The sequence below is a fragment of the uncultured Campylobacter sp. genome (genome assembly GCF_937997405.1).
In the GTDB taxonomy this organism is placed as follows: Bacteria; Campylobacterota; Campylobacteria; order Campylobacterales; family Campylobacteraceae; genus Campylobacter_B.
Window position 1 is genome coordinate 1 of record NZ_CALKTL010000103.1, and the last position, 16,094, is coordinate 16,094.

Here is a 16,094-nt window from a genome sequence, read left to right on the forward strand (position 1 = left end):
GTGTCAGAAACCAATAGCATTAAAAATGATGGAAGATTATATAAAAAAATATAATTATGAAAAGTATGAAGAAGGTATTTTTTGGGAAGATGTTGATAATAAAGTAATAAAAGAACTAAAATTTATAGGAGCAGATCTTGAATGAAGAATTAGTATCGGTTATAATGCCGTCATATAATTCAGAGAATTTCATAGAACAGTCTATAAAATCTGTACAAGAACAAACATATCCATATTGGGAATTAATTATAGTTGATGATTGCTCGCAAGATAATTCTGCAAAAATTATTAAAGGAATCGCCAGGCAAGATAGCCGTATAAAATTTATAAAATTAAAAACTAATAGTGGAGCAGCTGTAGCTAGAAATACTGCAATAAAAATAGCTAGCGGTAGATATATAGCTTTTCTAGACTCCGATGATTTATGGTTGAAAGATAAACTTAATTTGCAAATTGAATTTATGAAGAAAAATGGATTAAGCTTTACATATGGCTCATATAGATTGATGGATGAATTTAATAATGATATGGGGTGTTTTATAACCAAAGGAGAAATTACTTATAATAGCATGCTTAAAACCTGCTCTGTTGGGTGTTTAACGGCTATATATGATGTTTCTCAACTAGGTAAAATATATATGCCAAATGCAGATAAGCGCGAAGATTACGCTACGTGGCTAAAAATCCTTAAAAAAATCAAAGTCACTAAAGGTTGCTTAGAGCCGCTTGCTATATATAGGCGACATCGCAAATCGGTATCGGCTAATAAAATTAAAATAGCGTTTTATCAATGGAGATTTTATAGAGATATAGAAAAGCTTAGTTGGTTCAAAAGCGTATATTATTTTATGAACTATATGTTTTATGGATTGATAAAATATAAATAATCAAACCCCTTTTTTGCGTATTACTATAAATACTGTCATAAGTATTGTCTTTACTTCCAGCCATAATGACCAATATTTTATATAGTATAAGTCATACATTAACTTTTGTTTTGCATCTTCGGTACTAGCTCCGTATGGATAATTTACTTGAGCCCAGCCAGTGATACCGGGACAGACTAGATGGCGTTCGTTATAGTATGGTATTTCTTTTTCAAAAAAATTTATCCAGTATCGCCTTTCTGGTCTGGGACCTATTAAATGCATTTCTCCTTTAATTACATTAATGCATTGAGGTATTTCATCTATGCGAGTCCTTCGCATAAACTTTCCAAAACTAAATATTCTTTTATCATTTTCATCGGCAAATTTAGCTCCATATTTTTCCGCATCTAATTTCATCGATCTAAATTTAACACAAACGAATTCCCTGTTATTTAATCCTACCCGTTTTTGTAAAAAGTATATACTTCCAGGCGATTCCTCGTTTATCTTCTTTTTTACATAAAATTTAATTACAATAAATAATATGTATAAAATACTACCACCTATGTAGTCTATGATACGCTTGACAGTATATTCAAAACTATTATAAGGGCGAATATCGCTTAAAAATTCTAAATCTCTATCGTCCTCAGGAATGTAACATTTATGGAAAAATTTCTCCAGAAATTTTTCAATAGATAGAATTTTAATGCGTTTATGGCTAAAACGAAATTGCAAAAGTGTAAGAAATTTTATCATTTTCGGATCTACAAATTCTTTTGTATTTATAACCAAAAATTTATAATTATGACTTTTTAATAAATCTTCTATTTCTAATCTGACGTCTCTTGATGATCGACCTGAATATTTCACAATGTTCACTTCACTAAATTTTTTATGTAATCGCTCGAGTTCCATTTCTGTAAATTTATATTTCCTACCAAGAACTAGCATGGGTACTCCTATCTTTAATAGACTACTTGAGCCATTTTACTATCAAGCTTATTAATATAAGTTTAATCTTTGCTATAACCGAATTAAAGCCACTCAATATTATTTATTATAATTTTATATAAGTTTAGCTATACTAAAAAAATCATAATTTTAAAATTTAAGGATCAAACATTGAATATGCAAGCCATTAATGAAAACGAAATAGATTTGATAGATATAGTTAAAAAAATATTTCAATATAAGAAATTAGTATGCATTATAACTTGCGGATTTATTGCTGTTGGGCTTTTGTATATTCTATTTGCTACTCCGTGGTATAAAGCAACGGCGATGGTAGAAACCGCTTATTATAATAATGAAGCTGGTATGCCTCAGTACATAACCGAAAGATCCGTTCGGATGCATGAGCTTAGAGTAAAATATATTGATGGACTAAAGGATATTAAGGACAAGAACGTAACGGTTGATAGTATCGTCGCCGATAAAGATAGCGCCAATATATTTATTATAACGGCGTTTGCCAAATCAAACGAATTACTAAAAAAACATATAGATGAGATGGTGGCAGATTTAAGCGAAGAAGATGCTATAGTTTTAGATGAATATAAAAAGGTTTTACGTGAACAATTGATAAGTATTGATTCGCAGATAACTTATTTAAAAAATAATAAAATTCGTAATTTAAAAGAACGCATAGAATATTTAAAAGGCGTTCAGATGGCCAAAATAGACGATCAAATAGATATGCTGAACAAGAGAGAAAAGCTTAGCGATGCTGGCGAATTAAAACAGATGGAGTTAATGAATATAAAAGATAAAATTTTAAACGACAATATACCTAAAATAAGTGACGAAATTAGTGCTATAACTCTAGTACAAATTCCTGATTTAATGAAGAAAAAGAGCATTATAGAAAGTAGGCTTTCTGATTTTAATTTTAAAACTTCTCATATAATTTCTAATATAGTTTTATCTGATCGCCCAGCAAAGCCTAAAAAACTAATCATTTTAGCAATATCTGCAATAATAGGACTTATGCTTTCTACCTTTGTAGTATTGGTTTATGATAAATTTAAAACCTGCAATTCCGAAAATAGATAAATTTTAAATAATTTATTTCTATATTGGGGTGTTACGGTTGAATGTAAAGGCTGCTTTGATAAAACTCCCTACTGCGGCGCTTTATATTAAAGATCATATTGCGCTAACCTTTAGCATTGCGCTAAATCAGCAATGCTATTTTACTAAAGAGTAAGGATGACATTTAGCTATTGCGGTATCAAGGCTAGAATTGTTTTTTGCTTTTTAACTATGACTATTAAATTTTATCTATGCATCGAATTCTATCGCTTGGATACATTGTCAAAAAAGTCATTTATTATTATCTAGTGGCTCTAATTTGCATTTACAAAAGCATCGTGATTATAAATTTGGGTGTATTAATTAAAAATCGCCGATTAAAATTCTATAATTGTATGTAAAAAAGTATTGGTGTCCCGTGTAGGATTCGAACCTACGGCCGCCTGATTAAGAGTCAGATGCTCTACCAACTGAGCTAACGAGACAAGAAACATAATTGTAGTGATAAAAATATAAAAAACTGATTAAATTTTATAAAAATTTCGTTAAATTCCATAAAATTTTATTCAGTCTTTATATATCCAATAACTCATAAAAATTAAATAAAATACTTTAGTAAAGAATCAATAAATCTTTCTAAAATAACCTATGCGTTTCGATTTCACATCTAAACGCTCTTGCACAAACTCAACGCAAGAAGCCCCATAGGCGGGGCTTGGCTCGATAATTTATTTTGCTTTTTTAGCCTTTTTGCTTCGCGTAGCCTTAGCATGAGTTCTAGGAGAGCGGTTTGAGATGATCGGCTTACCATCAGGGTATTTTTTCTGCACGTGATTTACAGGTATCGCCGCACTGCTGCTAGCGCCGTATTTCTCGCCGTTTGTAAAATACTTCCTCATCACTTCTTTCCATCTTTTTGCGTATTTATTCGCGCGTGGAGAGTCATTTAAGATGTCCTCGTAGTCGTAAATTCTCTCGTAGAAGTCGTTAGTTAGTTGATCGTCGATAGTGATTCTGCCGTTGTCAATCGATACACCTAGGTAGACGCCTGTTTGCTCGCCCGGGCTTACCATCCATGCAGAAATATCAGGCAGATCAGTTGCTCGACCAGTTCTTCTACCTACGCCGCCCGCCGCAGCACCTACATTGATCTCAAGGGTGTCTGTGCCGGTAAAAATGTCTTGATATGACTTCGTAGTATGAAAGATCATCACGATGTCGCTCGTCTCGTAGCCTGCTTGTAAGCCTACGCCGTAGCCTTTATATTTGATAAAAATCGGTGAACTCCACTCGCCGTTCTCGCCTTTGACGCTAAAAATTCCATCGCCGTATTGTAGCGATGCGCCCGCAGCTAAACGTTTTACGTCGGTTAGGATTGCGACGGCTTTGGCGCTGGTTAGATAGCGCTCATCGGTGCCGAAGTTATTAGCCGCTACGAAAGATCTAACGACGTTAGTCGCCGCTATAACCTCTTGATTTGCCACGACGTCCGCGTGCAAAAGACCGCAAAGTGCAACAGATGCTAGAAGCAAAAACTTTTTCATCATTTAATCCTTTTAAAATTGAATTTTCGTTATTATAACAGCAATTTCATTTGTTTTAGCTAATTTTTAACAAAAAATTGATGAAAAATAACTAATTTTGGAAAATTTATGAAATTTCTAGCTATTTTTGCACTTTTGGCGATCAAAATTTTCGCTTTAGACATAGTAAATGGTGACGTTATTATCTTAAAATTAGATAAAAACACGACCGAGTTGAGCTTTGGCTCAAAGCAAATTCCCCTCATCACGGCGCCAAATTCTAGCGATAAAATCGCCGTTTTAGCAGCGAATTACCGTGCTAAGGTAGATTTCGCGCTGCGAATAGTAGATCAAAGCGGCAGCCACGAGCAGATCGTCGCTTTGAAAAAGGGCGAGTATAAAAAAGAGGCTCTAAGCGTCGCTCCGGGCAAGGTTAAACCACCTAAAGAAGCCGCCGCGCGTATCAAAAAAGAGCTCGACGAAGCCAACGCGATCTATGCGATCACCACGCCGCGCTATCTTTTTTCGACGCCGTTTGAGCTGCCTTTAAACTCCAAAATAACCTCTGCATTCGGCAATGCCCGCACCTTTAATGGCGAGCTTAAAAGCTATCATAGCGGCACCGATTATCGCGCCGCGGTAGGCACTGCGGTGCGCGCTGCCAACGACGGCGTCGTAGTCATCGCCAAAGACCGCTACTACGCGGGCGGTTCGGTCGTGATCGATCACGGCGGCGGCATCTATTCGCAGTACTATCATCTAAGCGAGATCAAAGTGACGCTTGGCGATCACGTTCGCAAAGGCGATGAAATCGCGCTTTCGGGCGAGAGCGGTAGAGTCAGCGGCCCGCATCTGCACTTCGGCATCGCGATCAACGGCGTGAGCGTCAATCCGCTAAGCTTCGTCGCTAAATTCAACGAAGCAGTTTTTGGCGAGCGCTAAAATGCCCTACAATCCGAAGGAGTTGATGAAAAAAATTCTCGCAGGTAGCGATTTTAAGCTAAAAGGCTCAGTCAAAGGCCGTGTGCGCGTCGCGAGTAGGGACGGTGCGATCGTAAATTTTACCGCTGCAGACTTTGGCGTTCAGAGCCTAAACGACAAAATTTCGCTCAGTGGCGAGCAGTTTGAGCGTTTTAGAGCTAGAATTTTTTGGATTTTAAACTCTGGCGGACGCGAGCTTGCAGGTAGGCTCACGCTCTCTTCTACGCCCAAAAAGAAAGCCCGCGCAGATCGTTTCCGCGCGGCAGATGGCTATGCAGAGTTTGGCGATGCCTTCGATTTTGGTAGCTTTTGCGGCGGAGATTTGGGCGCGGTTTCGTCCGAGGCTGGCGGCAGCTTGGCAAAGACCTCGTATGCCACAAATGCAAGGCGCGGCGAGCGAGATTTTTCTGCGCGCAGCGCTCAGAGTGCGCAAGGCTTTACTTCTAGGGCAGAATTTCAAGATGTTTCGCAAGCAGAATTTTATGGTGCAGCTCGGGCGGAATTTTGCGCAGATACCGCGTGGGATACGGCGCGCGAGAATTTAATTTCGCAAAATGATGCTGCGCAGGATGACATGAGTGTGGGGCTTGCTGCTAGTTTCGAAGAGAGCGCAAATGCGAGGAGTGAAAATTTTATGCCGCAAAGCTCTGCGTCTGTGAATTCTGCCAAAGGGCGAAGCTTCATTCCTGCATCGCGAAATTTTATTTCCGCGCAAAGCTCTGCGCTCGTGAAAGATTCCGCATTTGAGGCGCAAAATTCTAATTTTATGGCGCAAGCAGAGGATTTTACGGCTGAAAATTTGTTTGTAGCAGAGCAGGACGCGGACTTACGAAGTAAAAATTCTACGGCACAAAGCTCTGCATCAAAAAATTTAGCCTTCGCAAATTCTGCGCTTGATATAAACGCAAATGATTGCAAGCCTCAAGGCTTCGAGTTTTACAAGGGGCAAAGCGCTAATTTCGCTAGCCGCCGTGCCGCAAATTTTGCCTCAGAAAATACCTCGGAATTGACGCCTCAAGATGAGAATTTCGTCGGTGAGAATTCAATGTTTTTGGCAAAAGGGCAAAATTGCGCGCCCGAAAATTCCGCCGGGCAAAATTTAGAGCAGAAAAGCTCCGCACAAGAGTGGCACCCTTCAAATTTGCCGCCGCAAGCGGGAAATAAATTCGCGCCCGAATTTGAGCAACCCACGCAGCCCGCGTTAACGGGTGAGAATTCTACGGTTGCTTCTTCTATGGCGGAGGGGGCGCTTAGTGATGAGCCTGCGTCCGCAGCTTTTGGGAGCGAATCAACTTTTGCGGCCAAGCCAGTAAATTTTTATGACAAACCTGCCCGCAAAGCACCTGCGAAAGAGCGCGTGAGCCTTCGAGAGCGTTCCAAGACTCTACCTATTGCAAGCGCTTTGCGTCCTATCTCGCTACCGCAAGCGCCTAGAGCTGGGCTCATCGAGTTTAAGCCACGCTTCATAGGCATCGCGCATAGGATTAAAATTTCGTTTTTGAAAAAGAGCGCGAGCGAGCCCGGCGAAGGGGTTTTGGCGCGCGTTCGTATTCCACTTTTGATGGAGAATTTCGGTCTTAATGATATTTTGTCGTCCACGGCGAGCTACCAAATGGCGAAAAAAATGGTGCGCACGATCGCTGATCTTTACATCGCCAAGGACCTGCGCGGCGTGCACATAGGCGTGCCGGTGCGCCTTGAAATGGGCTTTAAAAGCGGTATCTCTGACGTCAGCAACCACGCCTTTATCTTTAAGCTCGTCGAGGACAGCCTCGTCAAAAACGGTGTCATCGACGATGATAACGCAGATATCGTGCGCGAGATCAAGCTTTTTAAGCAAGACGTTTTCGACGGGGTTTTGGTAAACATCGTGCGGTTTGAGTAGAGACCTTGCGGCGCTTTGCAGATAAATTTTAAAAAATTCGCGTTACCGCATGAAATTTAGCCGTTTCCGAGCTTTAGCTCGCACCGCAACAAGCGCTTTTTAAAATTTTTTGATCAAACCAGTAAAAATTTGAAAGGATTGAGATGCAAAAAGCCTTTTTTAATTCGCCCATTGGAATGCTTGAAATTTGGGATGACGAGATCGGGATCTGTAGTATCGACTGGGTCAAAAGCTCTGTCTGCGGACCCAATGATGAGATCTTTAAAAAGCACGACGCAGAGCCTAAATTGGGCTTTGTGTGTGCTGTGGATGATAAAGGACGCGATTTAAAGCTTAGTGATTTAAGAAAGAATTTGGCTCTTTGCACCGACGAGCTTAGCGCCTATTTTAGGGGCGAGCTTGAGAGCTTTAGCGTTAAACTGAGCCAAAATGGCACGCAGTTTCAAAAGTCCGTGTGGAGCGCACTTTTAGATATCCCCTACGGCGAGGTCGTAACATACGGTGAGCTAGCCGCAGCTATCGGCAGACCGCGCGCAAGCCGCGCAGTAGGCGGCGCAAATGGCAAAAACAAAATCCCCATCATCGTGCCGTGCCACCGCGTCGTAGCTTCGGGCGGGCTCGGCGGATACAGCGGTGCGGGCGGCGGAGCAACCAAAGCGTGGCTGCTAAACTTTGAAAGAGAAAGCTTAGCCAAATTGGGCAAGTAAAATTCTGTTAATTTCGCCTTGCCGCTCAGGCGTTTATTTTAAAATTTCACCGCGCGACGCTGCGAAATTTCATAAAGCGATTTTGTAAGTTTCTAGTTTTACGGCGACCAAGGTAGTTAAAATTTTGAAAGAAGCGAAGCCTGCTAAGCCTGCTTGAAGCTCTAATTTGGAATTTATCGCGCCGCAGACGCCTGCTATGAGCGGTTGAAATTTTTCGCAGTGATAAAATTTAGCCTTACGAAATTCTGCGCTGAAATCCTTTGATAAATTTTATCCTGCGTGCATTTAGTGCAGCAGCGCGTGAGGCAGCAAAATTTTGCCGATCCTTTTGTGCAGATAGGCAAGGATAGCAAGGTTTTGCGGTAGAATTTTGCATAGCTTAAAAATTCTGCGTCACCGCGCTGCAAGGTAAAATTCAACGCCGCCGTATTAAGGCAAAGTAAATTTTTAATTGCGCTTGCCGAAGCGGGGTAAAATTTCCATAGAAGTAGTAAGGCAGGGCGGAATTATCTCAGCGGCAACGTGACTAAGTAAAATTCTATAAATCCACGAAGCAGGCGGTATCCCGGCAGAAACGGCATTGTCCTAGCCAAGCTTCTTGCGTAAGCAGCGGGCGCGTCAAAGATAAAATTTCTCGCAGAGGCGGCAAAGTGCAGCAGTATGCCGCTAGAGTCACCTAGCGAAGATGAAATTTTGCGCAAAGAGAGCGAGATGAATTTTGCGCAAAGACCGCGCTATTTGCTGAAATTCGCGCAAAAGCAGTATTCTTTTAAAAAATTCCTAGTAGGGGCAGCATTATCGTCGTCAAAGCTCACCTTCGAAGTGGCGACGTTTAGCTAAGGCTTCTTTCTTGCGAAAGCGACGTTGCATAGCAAAGTAATTGTAAAAGCGGCGAGCGTGCTGCAGATAAAATTCTTAGCAAAAGCGGCGCAGAGCGAAATTCTTACGTAAGACGCACGGCAAAGATAAAATTTGCCAATCAACTACGAGTGAAATCCTCATAAAATTTGGCGAAGCTTGGCAGAACGCAGAAAATCTACGCAGCTTTGCCAAATTCCTAAATTAGCCAAAATTTTCTATCAGATCGCTAAAAATTTTAGCTAAATTTTCGACGTCGCTAATCTCTACACGTTCATTGATCTGATGGATAGTGTCGTTTCGCACGCCAAACTCCGCCGTCTCCACGCCAAACTCCGCGAAGTATCTCGCGTCGCTCGTGCCGCCTGCGGTGTTTGGCTCAGCTACTGCGCCGCAGATCTTCTGCACGCTAGCGCTTAGTTTTTGCACGATTTTGGAGTTTCGTTGAGTCAAGAAGGGCTTTGAGGAGCTTTTTAGCGCAAGGTGTAGCGACGCGCCTGCTCGCAGCTGCGCAGTGCAGCTCATTTCTAGCTTGCCGCAGGATTCGCTTTCGTTGCACAGCGCATCTTTTGCGTCCAGCTCAAATAACCCCAGTACATAGTCTCGCACGTCTTCTAGCCCCAGCCCTACGCCGCCGCGGACGTTAAACATCACGCGCACGTCCTTGGGTGTTACGTTTACTACCTGCGAGCCACCGCGAATGTCGGTGATGACTATCTTAGCCGAAGCGAAATCCTCGCTACCCGCGTCCAGATCATGCCCCGCAAGACTTGCAAGCACCGGCGCTAAAATATGGACAGGATTGATGCATTTATCTGGGTAGGCTGCGTGCCCGCCGATGCCCGTGAGCGTGAGGACGCCGTTAATCGAGCCGCGACGGCCGATCTTAATGGTATCACCGAAGCGCACTTCACATGTGGGCTCCGCAACGATCGCGAAATCGGGTAGTGCACCTTGCTCGCGCAATTTAGAGAGCATTTCGCGCGTGCCGTAGATGCCGTCACCCTCCTCATCGCTGGTTAGCAGCAGGCTTAGCGTGCCCTTAAAATCGCGTGCCGCCGCTAGCGCGCAGATCGCCGCTGCGATGCCACTTTTCATATCCTGTGCGCCACGCCCGTATAAAAAGCCATCCGCTTCCACCGGCACAAATGGATCGCTCGCCCAGCCCTCGCCCGGTGGTACGACGTCGATGTGCCCGGCAAAGCATAGATGCGGACCCTGTCCGAAGCGCTTGGTAAAAATCGCGTTAGTTACGCCGTTTAGCTCGAATCTATCCTCGCTAAAGTCCGCCAGCAGCATCGAGACGTAGTTGAAAGCCCCGTCGTCGCTAGGTGTGAGCGAGCGGAATTTGATGAGCTCTTTTAGAATTTCAATCGGTTTCATAAGCCATCCTTTGGTTTAAATTTTAGCAAAAATTATAGCGTATAAAAGCTTTAGCGCAAAAAATACCAAAATAAACGTCGAGATATATGCAAATGCCCGCACTACAATGTTTGGAAGCTTGCTGCGGGCTAGATATATCGCAAGCGGAAAAAGCGTGATCCAAGCTAAGATTCCGCTTGCAAGCCCTGCAAGGGCAAGCGCGAAATCTGCTCGCGCGGTGCCGGCAGAGACGCTGAGCCAAAACATAATGACGTATGGATTTAGTAAATTTATCAAAAAGCCTTTGCTGTAAAGCGCCGCGCCCGAGCAAGCCTCGACGCTTACAGGCTGCATCGAACTAGTCGCGCCATGCCAGATTTTGTACGCCGTGTAGAGTAAAAAACATGCGCCAAATACCGATACGCAGGTAAAAACGATCGGTATTTTAGCTAACTGCGATATGCCAAACGCCGATAGCGCTAGATACAGCATATCCGCGCTCATGGCGCCGAGGCCCAGGCACAGCGCCTTGGTGTAGCTTCGCAGCGCGTAGGACATTATCAGTACGTTTACCGGGCCGATCGGCACGCTAACGCCCAACCCCATCAAAACCCCTTGTACGAATGGCTGCATTTCTCTGTTTATACTCCTCAAATCTGCTCTAAAATTTCAATGCGCGGCGCTGCAGATAGAGCGATGACGCGCGCCTTTGCGAACAGATCGATGACGCACAGCTTCGCGAATGGATCGATCCTGAAATTCCGCGCTCTGCAATCGGTTTTTAAATTTAACGCAACCGCCGCTATATGCGCCTTAATTTTAAAATTTTAAAGCGAGCGTCGTAACGCGCTCGGCTTTGAAATTTTGGCGAGCGCTTCGCGCGGCACGCATGCTCGCCGAGCTTTAAATTTAGCTTTTAAATTTTTAACGCACGGATCGCGGTTTAAATTTGCGTTTTAAATTTATGGCTCGAATTTCGCGAGGAAAATCAGCCGTCTCGCCGCGTCGCTAAGTTTGCGAGCTAAATTTCGCAAGGCAAAATTTAAACCGGCAAAAGATTGGCGACGAACGGTGGCTTGCGCAAGTCGGTAAGTTTTAGTCGCGTAAATTTAAAGATCGCGGCGATAAAATTTAACCCGTCGAAATTTTGCTTTACGTAATTTCGCGCATCCGCGCTCACAACAGCCCATGATTGCAGATAAAATTTTGCGAAGCGAAATTTCGCGCCTTAAAATTTTATCTGCAAATTTTAAAATCCAGCCGCAGCGTCTGAAATTTAATCGTGCGCCCGCTTTAAATTTAGCCGCACGCCCGTAATTTGGCTACGCCCTCATTTTAAATTTTATCGGCCGCTGCAAAACCTGGCCCGCAAAACAGATGTGCCGCAGAGCAGGTCCCGCCGCGACGCCAAATTGCGCCGTAAATTTTATCGTTTCGCAGTGGGACAAATTCCGTGCTGCGAAGCAAGAATCTGCGCGCCGCGCCGTATTAAATCTGCACCGCAGAGCAAATTTCGAGCTAGTCTCGCGCCGCAGCCTGGTTTGCAGAGATCTTGCGCGCAAAGCTCGCTTTGCAAAACCTCGCGCCGCAAGGGCTTTAAGCAGTCTGCTTTGCAAAATTTCGCGATCGCAATAGCTAAATTTAAAACGAAAAATCCCCCGTCGCGCCGTGCGACATGCTCTCATAAACTGCCTTGACGTATTTATCGCGCACCGCGCAATCCAGCAGCTTCTCGCACTCCAGGCAGCTGGTGAGGTTGTGCTCGGCTTGGCACGCTTGCAGCGCGGCTAAGCTTTTATCTAAAATTTCGTCGTAAACGTCGCGCGGCGCGGCGACCTCGGTATCCGCCATCAGTTTTTCCAGCCGTAAATTTCATGCATCTTCGCGATCTCGTACTTCGAGCCGAAAAAGCAAGGGGTGCTTTGGTGGATCTTTTCGATTTTAAGCTGCAAAAGCGAGCCGTTCGCGCCGTCGCTGGTGGCGCCTCCCGCGCGCTCGAAGATAAACGCAAACGGTAGCACTTCGAAGGTTACGCGAAGCTTGCCGTGCGGATGATCGCTAGTAGCGGGGTAGCTGAAAAGTCCGCCGCCTTTTAATAAAATTTGATGCAGGTCGCTTACCATTGCGCCGCTGTATCGTAGGCGGTATCCTTCGTCAAACAGCGCCCGCACGAGCTTTCGGTGCGGCTCGCTCCAGCCCTTTTGCGTCGCACCGGTGGCGTTTAGTTTGCCTTTTTGCTGTAGGCGCAGATATTTTACGAAGCTAAATTTGCCCTCGCGATTTAGGCGATAAAGCTTCGGCGCATCCTCGCAAACGACCATCTCAAGGCGCGGCCCGTAGATACAATAGATCGCCGCTTTTAAGTTTGCGGGCGAAATTTCATCCTCATAAATGCCAAATATCGAGCCCACGGCAAAATTTACGTCCACCAAGCTCGAGCCGTCAAGCGGATCGTAAGCGACGATTAGGCGCGCATCCTCTCGCAGCGTTAAAATTTCATCTTTCTCCTCGCTGATTAGTGCGCGCACGAGCGGGTTTTTGCGAAATTCCGCCTCGATTATGGCGTCGCTCTTTACGTCGAGTTTGAGCTGCGTATCGCCCGTGCTGTTGTGATGATCTGTGTAGCCGAAGTCCGCGTATTTCAGCTCCTCGGCGATTTGTAGCGCGATATTTTGGATTGATTTTATGATCTCTTGCATTCTGATTCCTTTACATTTTTTTGGCGTTTTTTAATATCCATTCGCTAATGCCCGCAGCGTCGTTGATGTCAAAATTTACGCGGCAAAACTTATCCATCTGCTCGCCGCTTAAATTTGAAGCGATCGCGTCCGAAAATGGCAGATACGCCGGATCGATCCTGTCGCGAAATAAGCTTATGCGCGGCAGCGGCAGTGTCTTTAGCCCCTCTACGAGCAGGATATCGAAATCTCCGAGCATCCGCACGACCTCGTCAATCTGCATACAGCGCTGCGAAAAATAGCTCGTCCGCGTAGGGCTCATCACGACGGTCTCGGCGCCGAGCTCGCTAAATTTTGCGCTGTCCTTGCCCTCTACGTCAAAGCGCGCCTTATCGCCCGGATCGTGCTTTACGATCGCAATCCGCAGCCCGCTAGCGATAAAAATTTTAGCGATCTTGCAAATTAGCGTCGTTTTGCCGCTGTTGGAAGGGCCTGAAAATGCGATAACAAGTCTTTTCATTTTAAAATCCGGCTTTTTAAGATGAGCAGATTGTAGCGAATTTAGCCTTTTAAAAAGCAAAATTCGTTAAAATGCGCCTAAAATTTCAAAGGAAGATCGATGAAGAAATTTGATTTTAGCGGCGCGCTAAACGGCCTGCTAAAGGGCTCGTTCTTAGCCGCGCTAGCGCTATTTTTAAACTCCTGCTCCGCAAACGATCCCCGTCACGATCCGTTTAAAAACGAGTTTCTTGCTTATACGCAAAAATTTGAATCGGTGCGCGCGGGCGATCGCTATTTAAGCGTCGCTACATATCTAAATCCCGTCGCGCCCGAGCTTAGAAACGCCGCGGAGGATGAGGTGTTTTTACTCACCTCCTATCCTAAAGAAGTGCAGATCGGCGCGGTGCAGATCAACGGCGCAAACGCAAACGTAACGCCGTTGCACGACGGAGATCCGCTTTTGCAAAAGGAACTTTTTAAGATCGCGTGGGCGAGCCGCTACAAGATCACCGCGCCTAAGAGCGATAAGGACGAGCTGGTGCTTAGCTACCGCACCTCAAATGGTCTGGATGCCACGATGAAATTTCGTAAAATTTCAAAGTCGCTGTATTGGCAGCCGCAGATCGATCTGAAAGATTAAAGGAGAGAAGGTGGGTTACGACATAAGCTATCACGCGATCGGCAAAGATGAAATTTCGCAGTGGTATTTTAAGCCGCTAAAGCTCGCGCAGAGGGGAGATTTTGAGGCTATCGCTAAAATCGCGCGCGAAGCGGGGATGGATGAATTTTATGTAGAAAAATACGCGGACGGCTTCCGCTCGGCGCTGCAGTACGGCACAGGTGGCATTTTTAATAAAACGCACGGATTTCACCTCGCCGTGGCGCAGGGCTATTTTAGAGAGTATTTTTACACGCGCGGCACGGCGTTTAGCTTTTTAGCGGAGCAAAGCTCTAAATTTAAACCCTACATAAGCGATTGGCGCGAGGTTTTACCGGCGGAATTTTTAGCGGAGTTTAGTGGCGAAATTCATAACGAGATCATCGAAAACTACTGCTGCGGCGCGTATCTTGGCGCCGATGGTGTGCAGAAACTGCTGCGCGATTATGAGGCGGGCGGCGAGGTTAAATCCGCCGTAGATGAGTTTTACGCGCAGAATTTGCCCGTGTTTTTAAAGGCGCTAAATTCTGCCGCAGAGCTTGAAATAGGGCTGCTTGAGGCTACCGAGGTGGTTGAGCCCAATCCGATCGATCTTAATAGGTCCGAGTCGTTTTCAAATCTTTTTAATTGCGATACTCAGGGCGCGCTGATCTACGCGGAAATCGCCGCACAGCAGATCGGCGAGGCGATAGAGCGAGATAAGGCAGGTGGAGGCGGTACGACGGGCAGCGGGAATTCTGCCTCGCGCGGCGCCAATGCGACGGGCGGCGGCAGTGCAATGGAAGCGGATGGCGGCGCAATTAAGGCAGGCGGCGAGAATTCCGTCCAGTGCAGCGGCGATACGATAGAAGGCGGCGGCGGGAATTCCGCCGCAGAAGATCATAAAGACGCAACCTCCGCAGGTGGCGAAAAGTCGCTTTTCGACAAGATCAAAGGGCTTTTTAAATAGCAAATTTAATCGCTTTATTCCGCCGAAGCGCGCGCGGAGTGCGGAGTTAAGATTGTAAAATTAAATCATCTTGCGCTCGCGAGCTCTGCGTCGCGCCGTTAAATTTAGCTAAAACGGCGCAGTCGGCAAGCGCAAATTTAAAATTTAAAACTTGCCGAAATTTTAAAACGGGCGGTTTGCATACCCAAGCTTTAAAGTGCCGAAAACAGGCTTCAAAGAGGCTAAATTTAAACCCGCCGCAGCCTTTGCGGCGGATAAGCTGCGGATAGTTTATCTGTTTAAATTTTTGATTTTTTGTTGATCCAGCGGCAGGTTTGATCGAATTTTTATTATGACGGTATCGTCTTTATCGGCGTTTCCGCCTATTAAAACGCCTCCGTCATCCGTGCTGACGACGCTTTTGAGCCAAAAGTCTTGCAGTTTCGCTTTGTTTTCACTCAATATATTGCCGTCCAAATCAAGCTCTAAAAATATCGTCTGATCCTCCGAGGCGTCGTTTGCGCCGATCAAAAGTAGCCCGTCTTTGTAGTTTGCTAATTTATAGGCCGCGTTTAGCGTGTCGGGCAGATCGCATACGCCGCGATCTCTTCCGCAAATCTGCTTTCTCCAAATTTCATTGCCTAAGGCATCAAATTTTGCGATATTTGCACCGAATTTCGCCAGTAGAAATATCGATCCGTCCTTTGCTTTTAGCAGTTGCGTCCCACGATCCATTACAAGCTCGTCCGAGGCGCCGCTCTCCTTAAAATTTACGCTCTTATGCCAAAGCTCCTCGCCTCTGGCGTTAAATTTTAAAAATCCGTCTTTTTCGATGATAAGCAGGATTTCGCTTTCGGATATTTTTGCTATCTTTGTCATGGTGCCGTCAAACGGCCTTTTGCTCTTTGCGATATTTAGCTTTTTCTTCCATAGCAGTTTTTCTCTCTCGTAAAAGCACAGATCGTCGTTTTCGTCTATCGCGACAAATTTATCGCCGAAGCTAGCTACTTCTTTAAATTTAATAGGAAATTCGTAGATTATCTTTTTCGTTCTGGCGTCTAAAATTTGATTATCCAAAAGCGCGTATGAGTCCATCGCGGCTACCGGCAT

The 16,094-nt window shown here is 44.8% G+C and carries 16 protein-coding genes and 1 tRNA gene; 8 read left to right on the forward strand and 9 right to left on the reverse strand.

Features of this window, described 5'->3' with window-relative positions; genetic code table 11:
* Positions 1-137 precede the first annotated feature (137 nt).
* Positions 138-887 (forward strand): glycosyltransferase family 2 protein, encoded by a 750-nt coding sequence (locus Q0372_RS05550; protein WP_298103560.1) that lies wholly within the window; start codon positions 138-140, stop codon positions 885-887.
* Here the strand turns inward: Q0372_RS05550 and Q0372_RS05555 are convergent, their stop codons facing one another.
* Positions 888-1,823 carry a sugar transferase gene (locus Q0372_RS05555; RefSeq protein ID WP_298103563.1) on the reverse strand — a complete coding sequence of 312 codons (936 nt, stop codon included), beginning with the start codon at positions 1,821-1,823 and terminating at the stop codon, positions 888-890.
* A gap of 177 nt (positions 1,824-2,000) precedes the next feature.
* Between Q0372_RS05555 and Q0372_RS05560 the strand changes: the two genes are divergently transcribed.
* The gene (locus Q0372_RS05560; RefSeq protein WP_298103596.1) at positions 2,001-2,924 is read left to right on the forward strand and encodes a Wzz/FepE/Etk N-terminal domain-containing protein; all 924 of its coding nucleotides are present in this window, start codon (positions 2,001-2,003) and stop codon (positions 2,922-2,924) included.
* Between the two features lie 388 nt (positions 2,925-3,312).
* Here Q0372_RS05560 and Q0372_RS05565 read toward each other — a convergent pair.
* Positions 3,313-3,388, reverse strand: a tRNA-Lys gene (locus tag Q0372_RS05565).
* 243 nt (positions 3,389-3,631) lie between these two features.
* Positions 3,632-4,447, reverse strand: coding sequence for a lipid-binding SYLF domain-containing protein (locus tag Q0372_RS05570; protein WP_005872227.1), 816 nt, complete (start codon positions 4,445-4,447; stop codon positions 3,632-3,634).
* 108 nt (positions 4,448-4,555) lie between these two features.
* On the opposite strand from Q0372_RS05570, the gene Q0372_RS05575 reads away from it, so the two are divergent.
* The 4 genes from Q0372_RS05575 (at position 4,556) to Q0372_RS05590 (ending at position 8,839) form a co-directional block, all read left to right on the forward strand.
* A complete protein-coding gene (locus Q0372_RS05575; protein ID WP_298103566.1) occupies positions 4,556-5,368 on the forward strand; it encodes a M23 family metallopeptidase in 813 nt (270 codons plus the stop codon).
* A 25-nt stretch (positions 5,369-5,393) separates the two neighbouring features.
* Positions 5,394-7,292, forward strand: coding sequence for a hypothetical protein (locus Q0372_RS05580; protein ID WP_298103570.1), 1,899 nt, complete (start codon positions 5,394-5,396; stop codon positions 7,290-7,292).
* Between the two features lie 143 nt (positions 7,293-7,435).
* Complete coding sequence (locus tag Q0372_RS05585) at positions 7,436-7,999, forward strand: methylated-DNA--[protein]-cysteine S-methyltransferase (protein WP_298103573.1); 564 nt, start codon at positions 7,436-7,438, stop codon at positions 7,997-7,999.
* A 660-nt stretch (positions 8,000-8,659) separates the two neighbouring features.
* Complete coding sequence (locus Q0372_RS05590) at positions 8,660-8,839, forward strand: hypothetical protein (RefSeq protein ID WP_298103575.1); 180 nt, start codon at positions 8,660-8,662, stop codon at positions 8,837-8,839.
* A gap of 222 nt (positions 8,840-9,061) precedes the next feature.
* On the opposite strand, the gene dapE is transcribed toward Q0372_RS05590, so the two are convergent.
* The 5 genes from dapE to mobB form a co-directional block, all read right to left on the reverse strand.
* Complete coding sequence (gene dapE / locus Q0372_RS05595) at positions 9,062-10,240, reverse strand: succinyl-diaminopimelate desuccinylase (RefSeq protein WP_298103578.1); 1,179 nt, start codon at positions 10,238-10,240, stop codon at positions 9,062-9,064.
* Between the two features lie 15 nt (positions 10,241-10,255).
* The gene (locus tag Q0372_RS05600) at positions 10,256-10,852 is read right to left on the reverse strand and encodes a LysE family translocator (RefSeq protein ID WP_298103581.1); all 597 of its coding nucleotides are present in this window, start codon (positions 10,850-10,852) and stop codon (positions 10,256-10,258) included.
* 1,008 nt (positions 10,853-11,860) lie between these two features.
* Positions 11,861-12,070, reverse strand: a complete 210-nt coding sequence (locus tag Q0372_RS05605) for a hypothetical protein (RefSeq protein WP_005872202.1) — start codon at positions 12,068-12,070, stop codon at positions 11,861-11,863.
* Positions 12,070-12,918: a class 1 fructose-bisphosphatase gene (locus Q0372_RS05610; protein WP_297882699.1), complete on the reverse strand. Its 849-nt coding sequence runs from the start codon at positions 12,916-12,918 to the stop codon at positions 12,070-12,072. Before Q0372_RS05610 ends, Q0372_RS05605 begins: the two co-directional genes overlap by 1 nt.
* A 10-nt stretch (positions 12,919-12,928) precedes the next feature.
* A complete protein-coding gene (mobB, locus tag Q0372_RS05615; RefSeq protein ID WP_297882697.1) occupies positions 12,929-13,417 on the reverse strand; it encodes a molybdopterin-guanine dinucleotide biosynthesis protein B in 489 nt (162 codons plus the stop codon).
* 99 nt (positions 13,418-13,516) lie between these two features.
* Between mobB and Q0372_RS05620 the strand changes: the two genes are divergently transcribed.
* A complete protein-coding gene (locus tag Q0372_RS05620; RefSeq protein ID WP_298103587.1) occupies positions 13,517-14,038 on the forward strand; it encodes a hypothetical protein in 522 nt (173 codons plus the stop codon).
* A 10-nt stretch (positions 14,039-14,048) separates the two neighbouring features.
* Positions 14,049-15,005 (forward strand): hypothetical protein, encoded by a 957-nt coding sequence (locus tag Q0372_RS05625; protein WP_298103589.1) that lies wholly within the window; start codon positions 14,049-14,051, stop codon positions 15,003-15,005.
* A 270-nt stretch (positions 15,006-15,275) separates the two neighbouring features.
* On the opposite strand, the gene Q0372_RS05630 is transcribed toward Q0372_RS05625, so the two are convergent.
* Positions 15,276-16,094: hypothetical protein (locus tag Q0372_RS05630; protein ID WP_298103592.1), on the reverse strand; the 819-nt coding region annotated here is incomplete at its 5' end.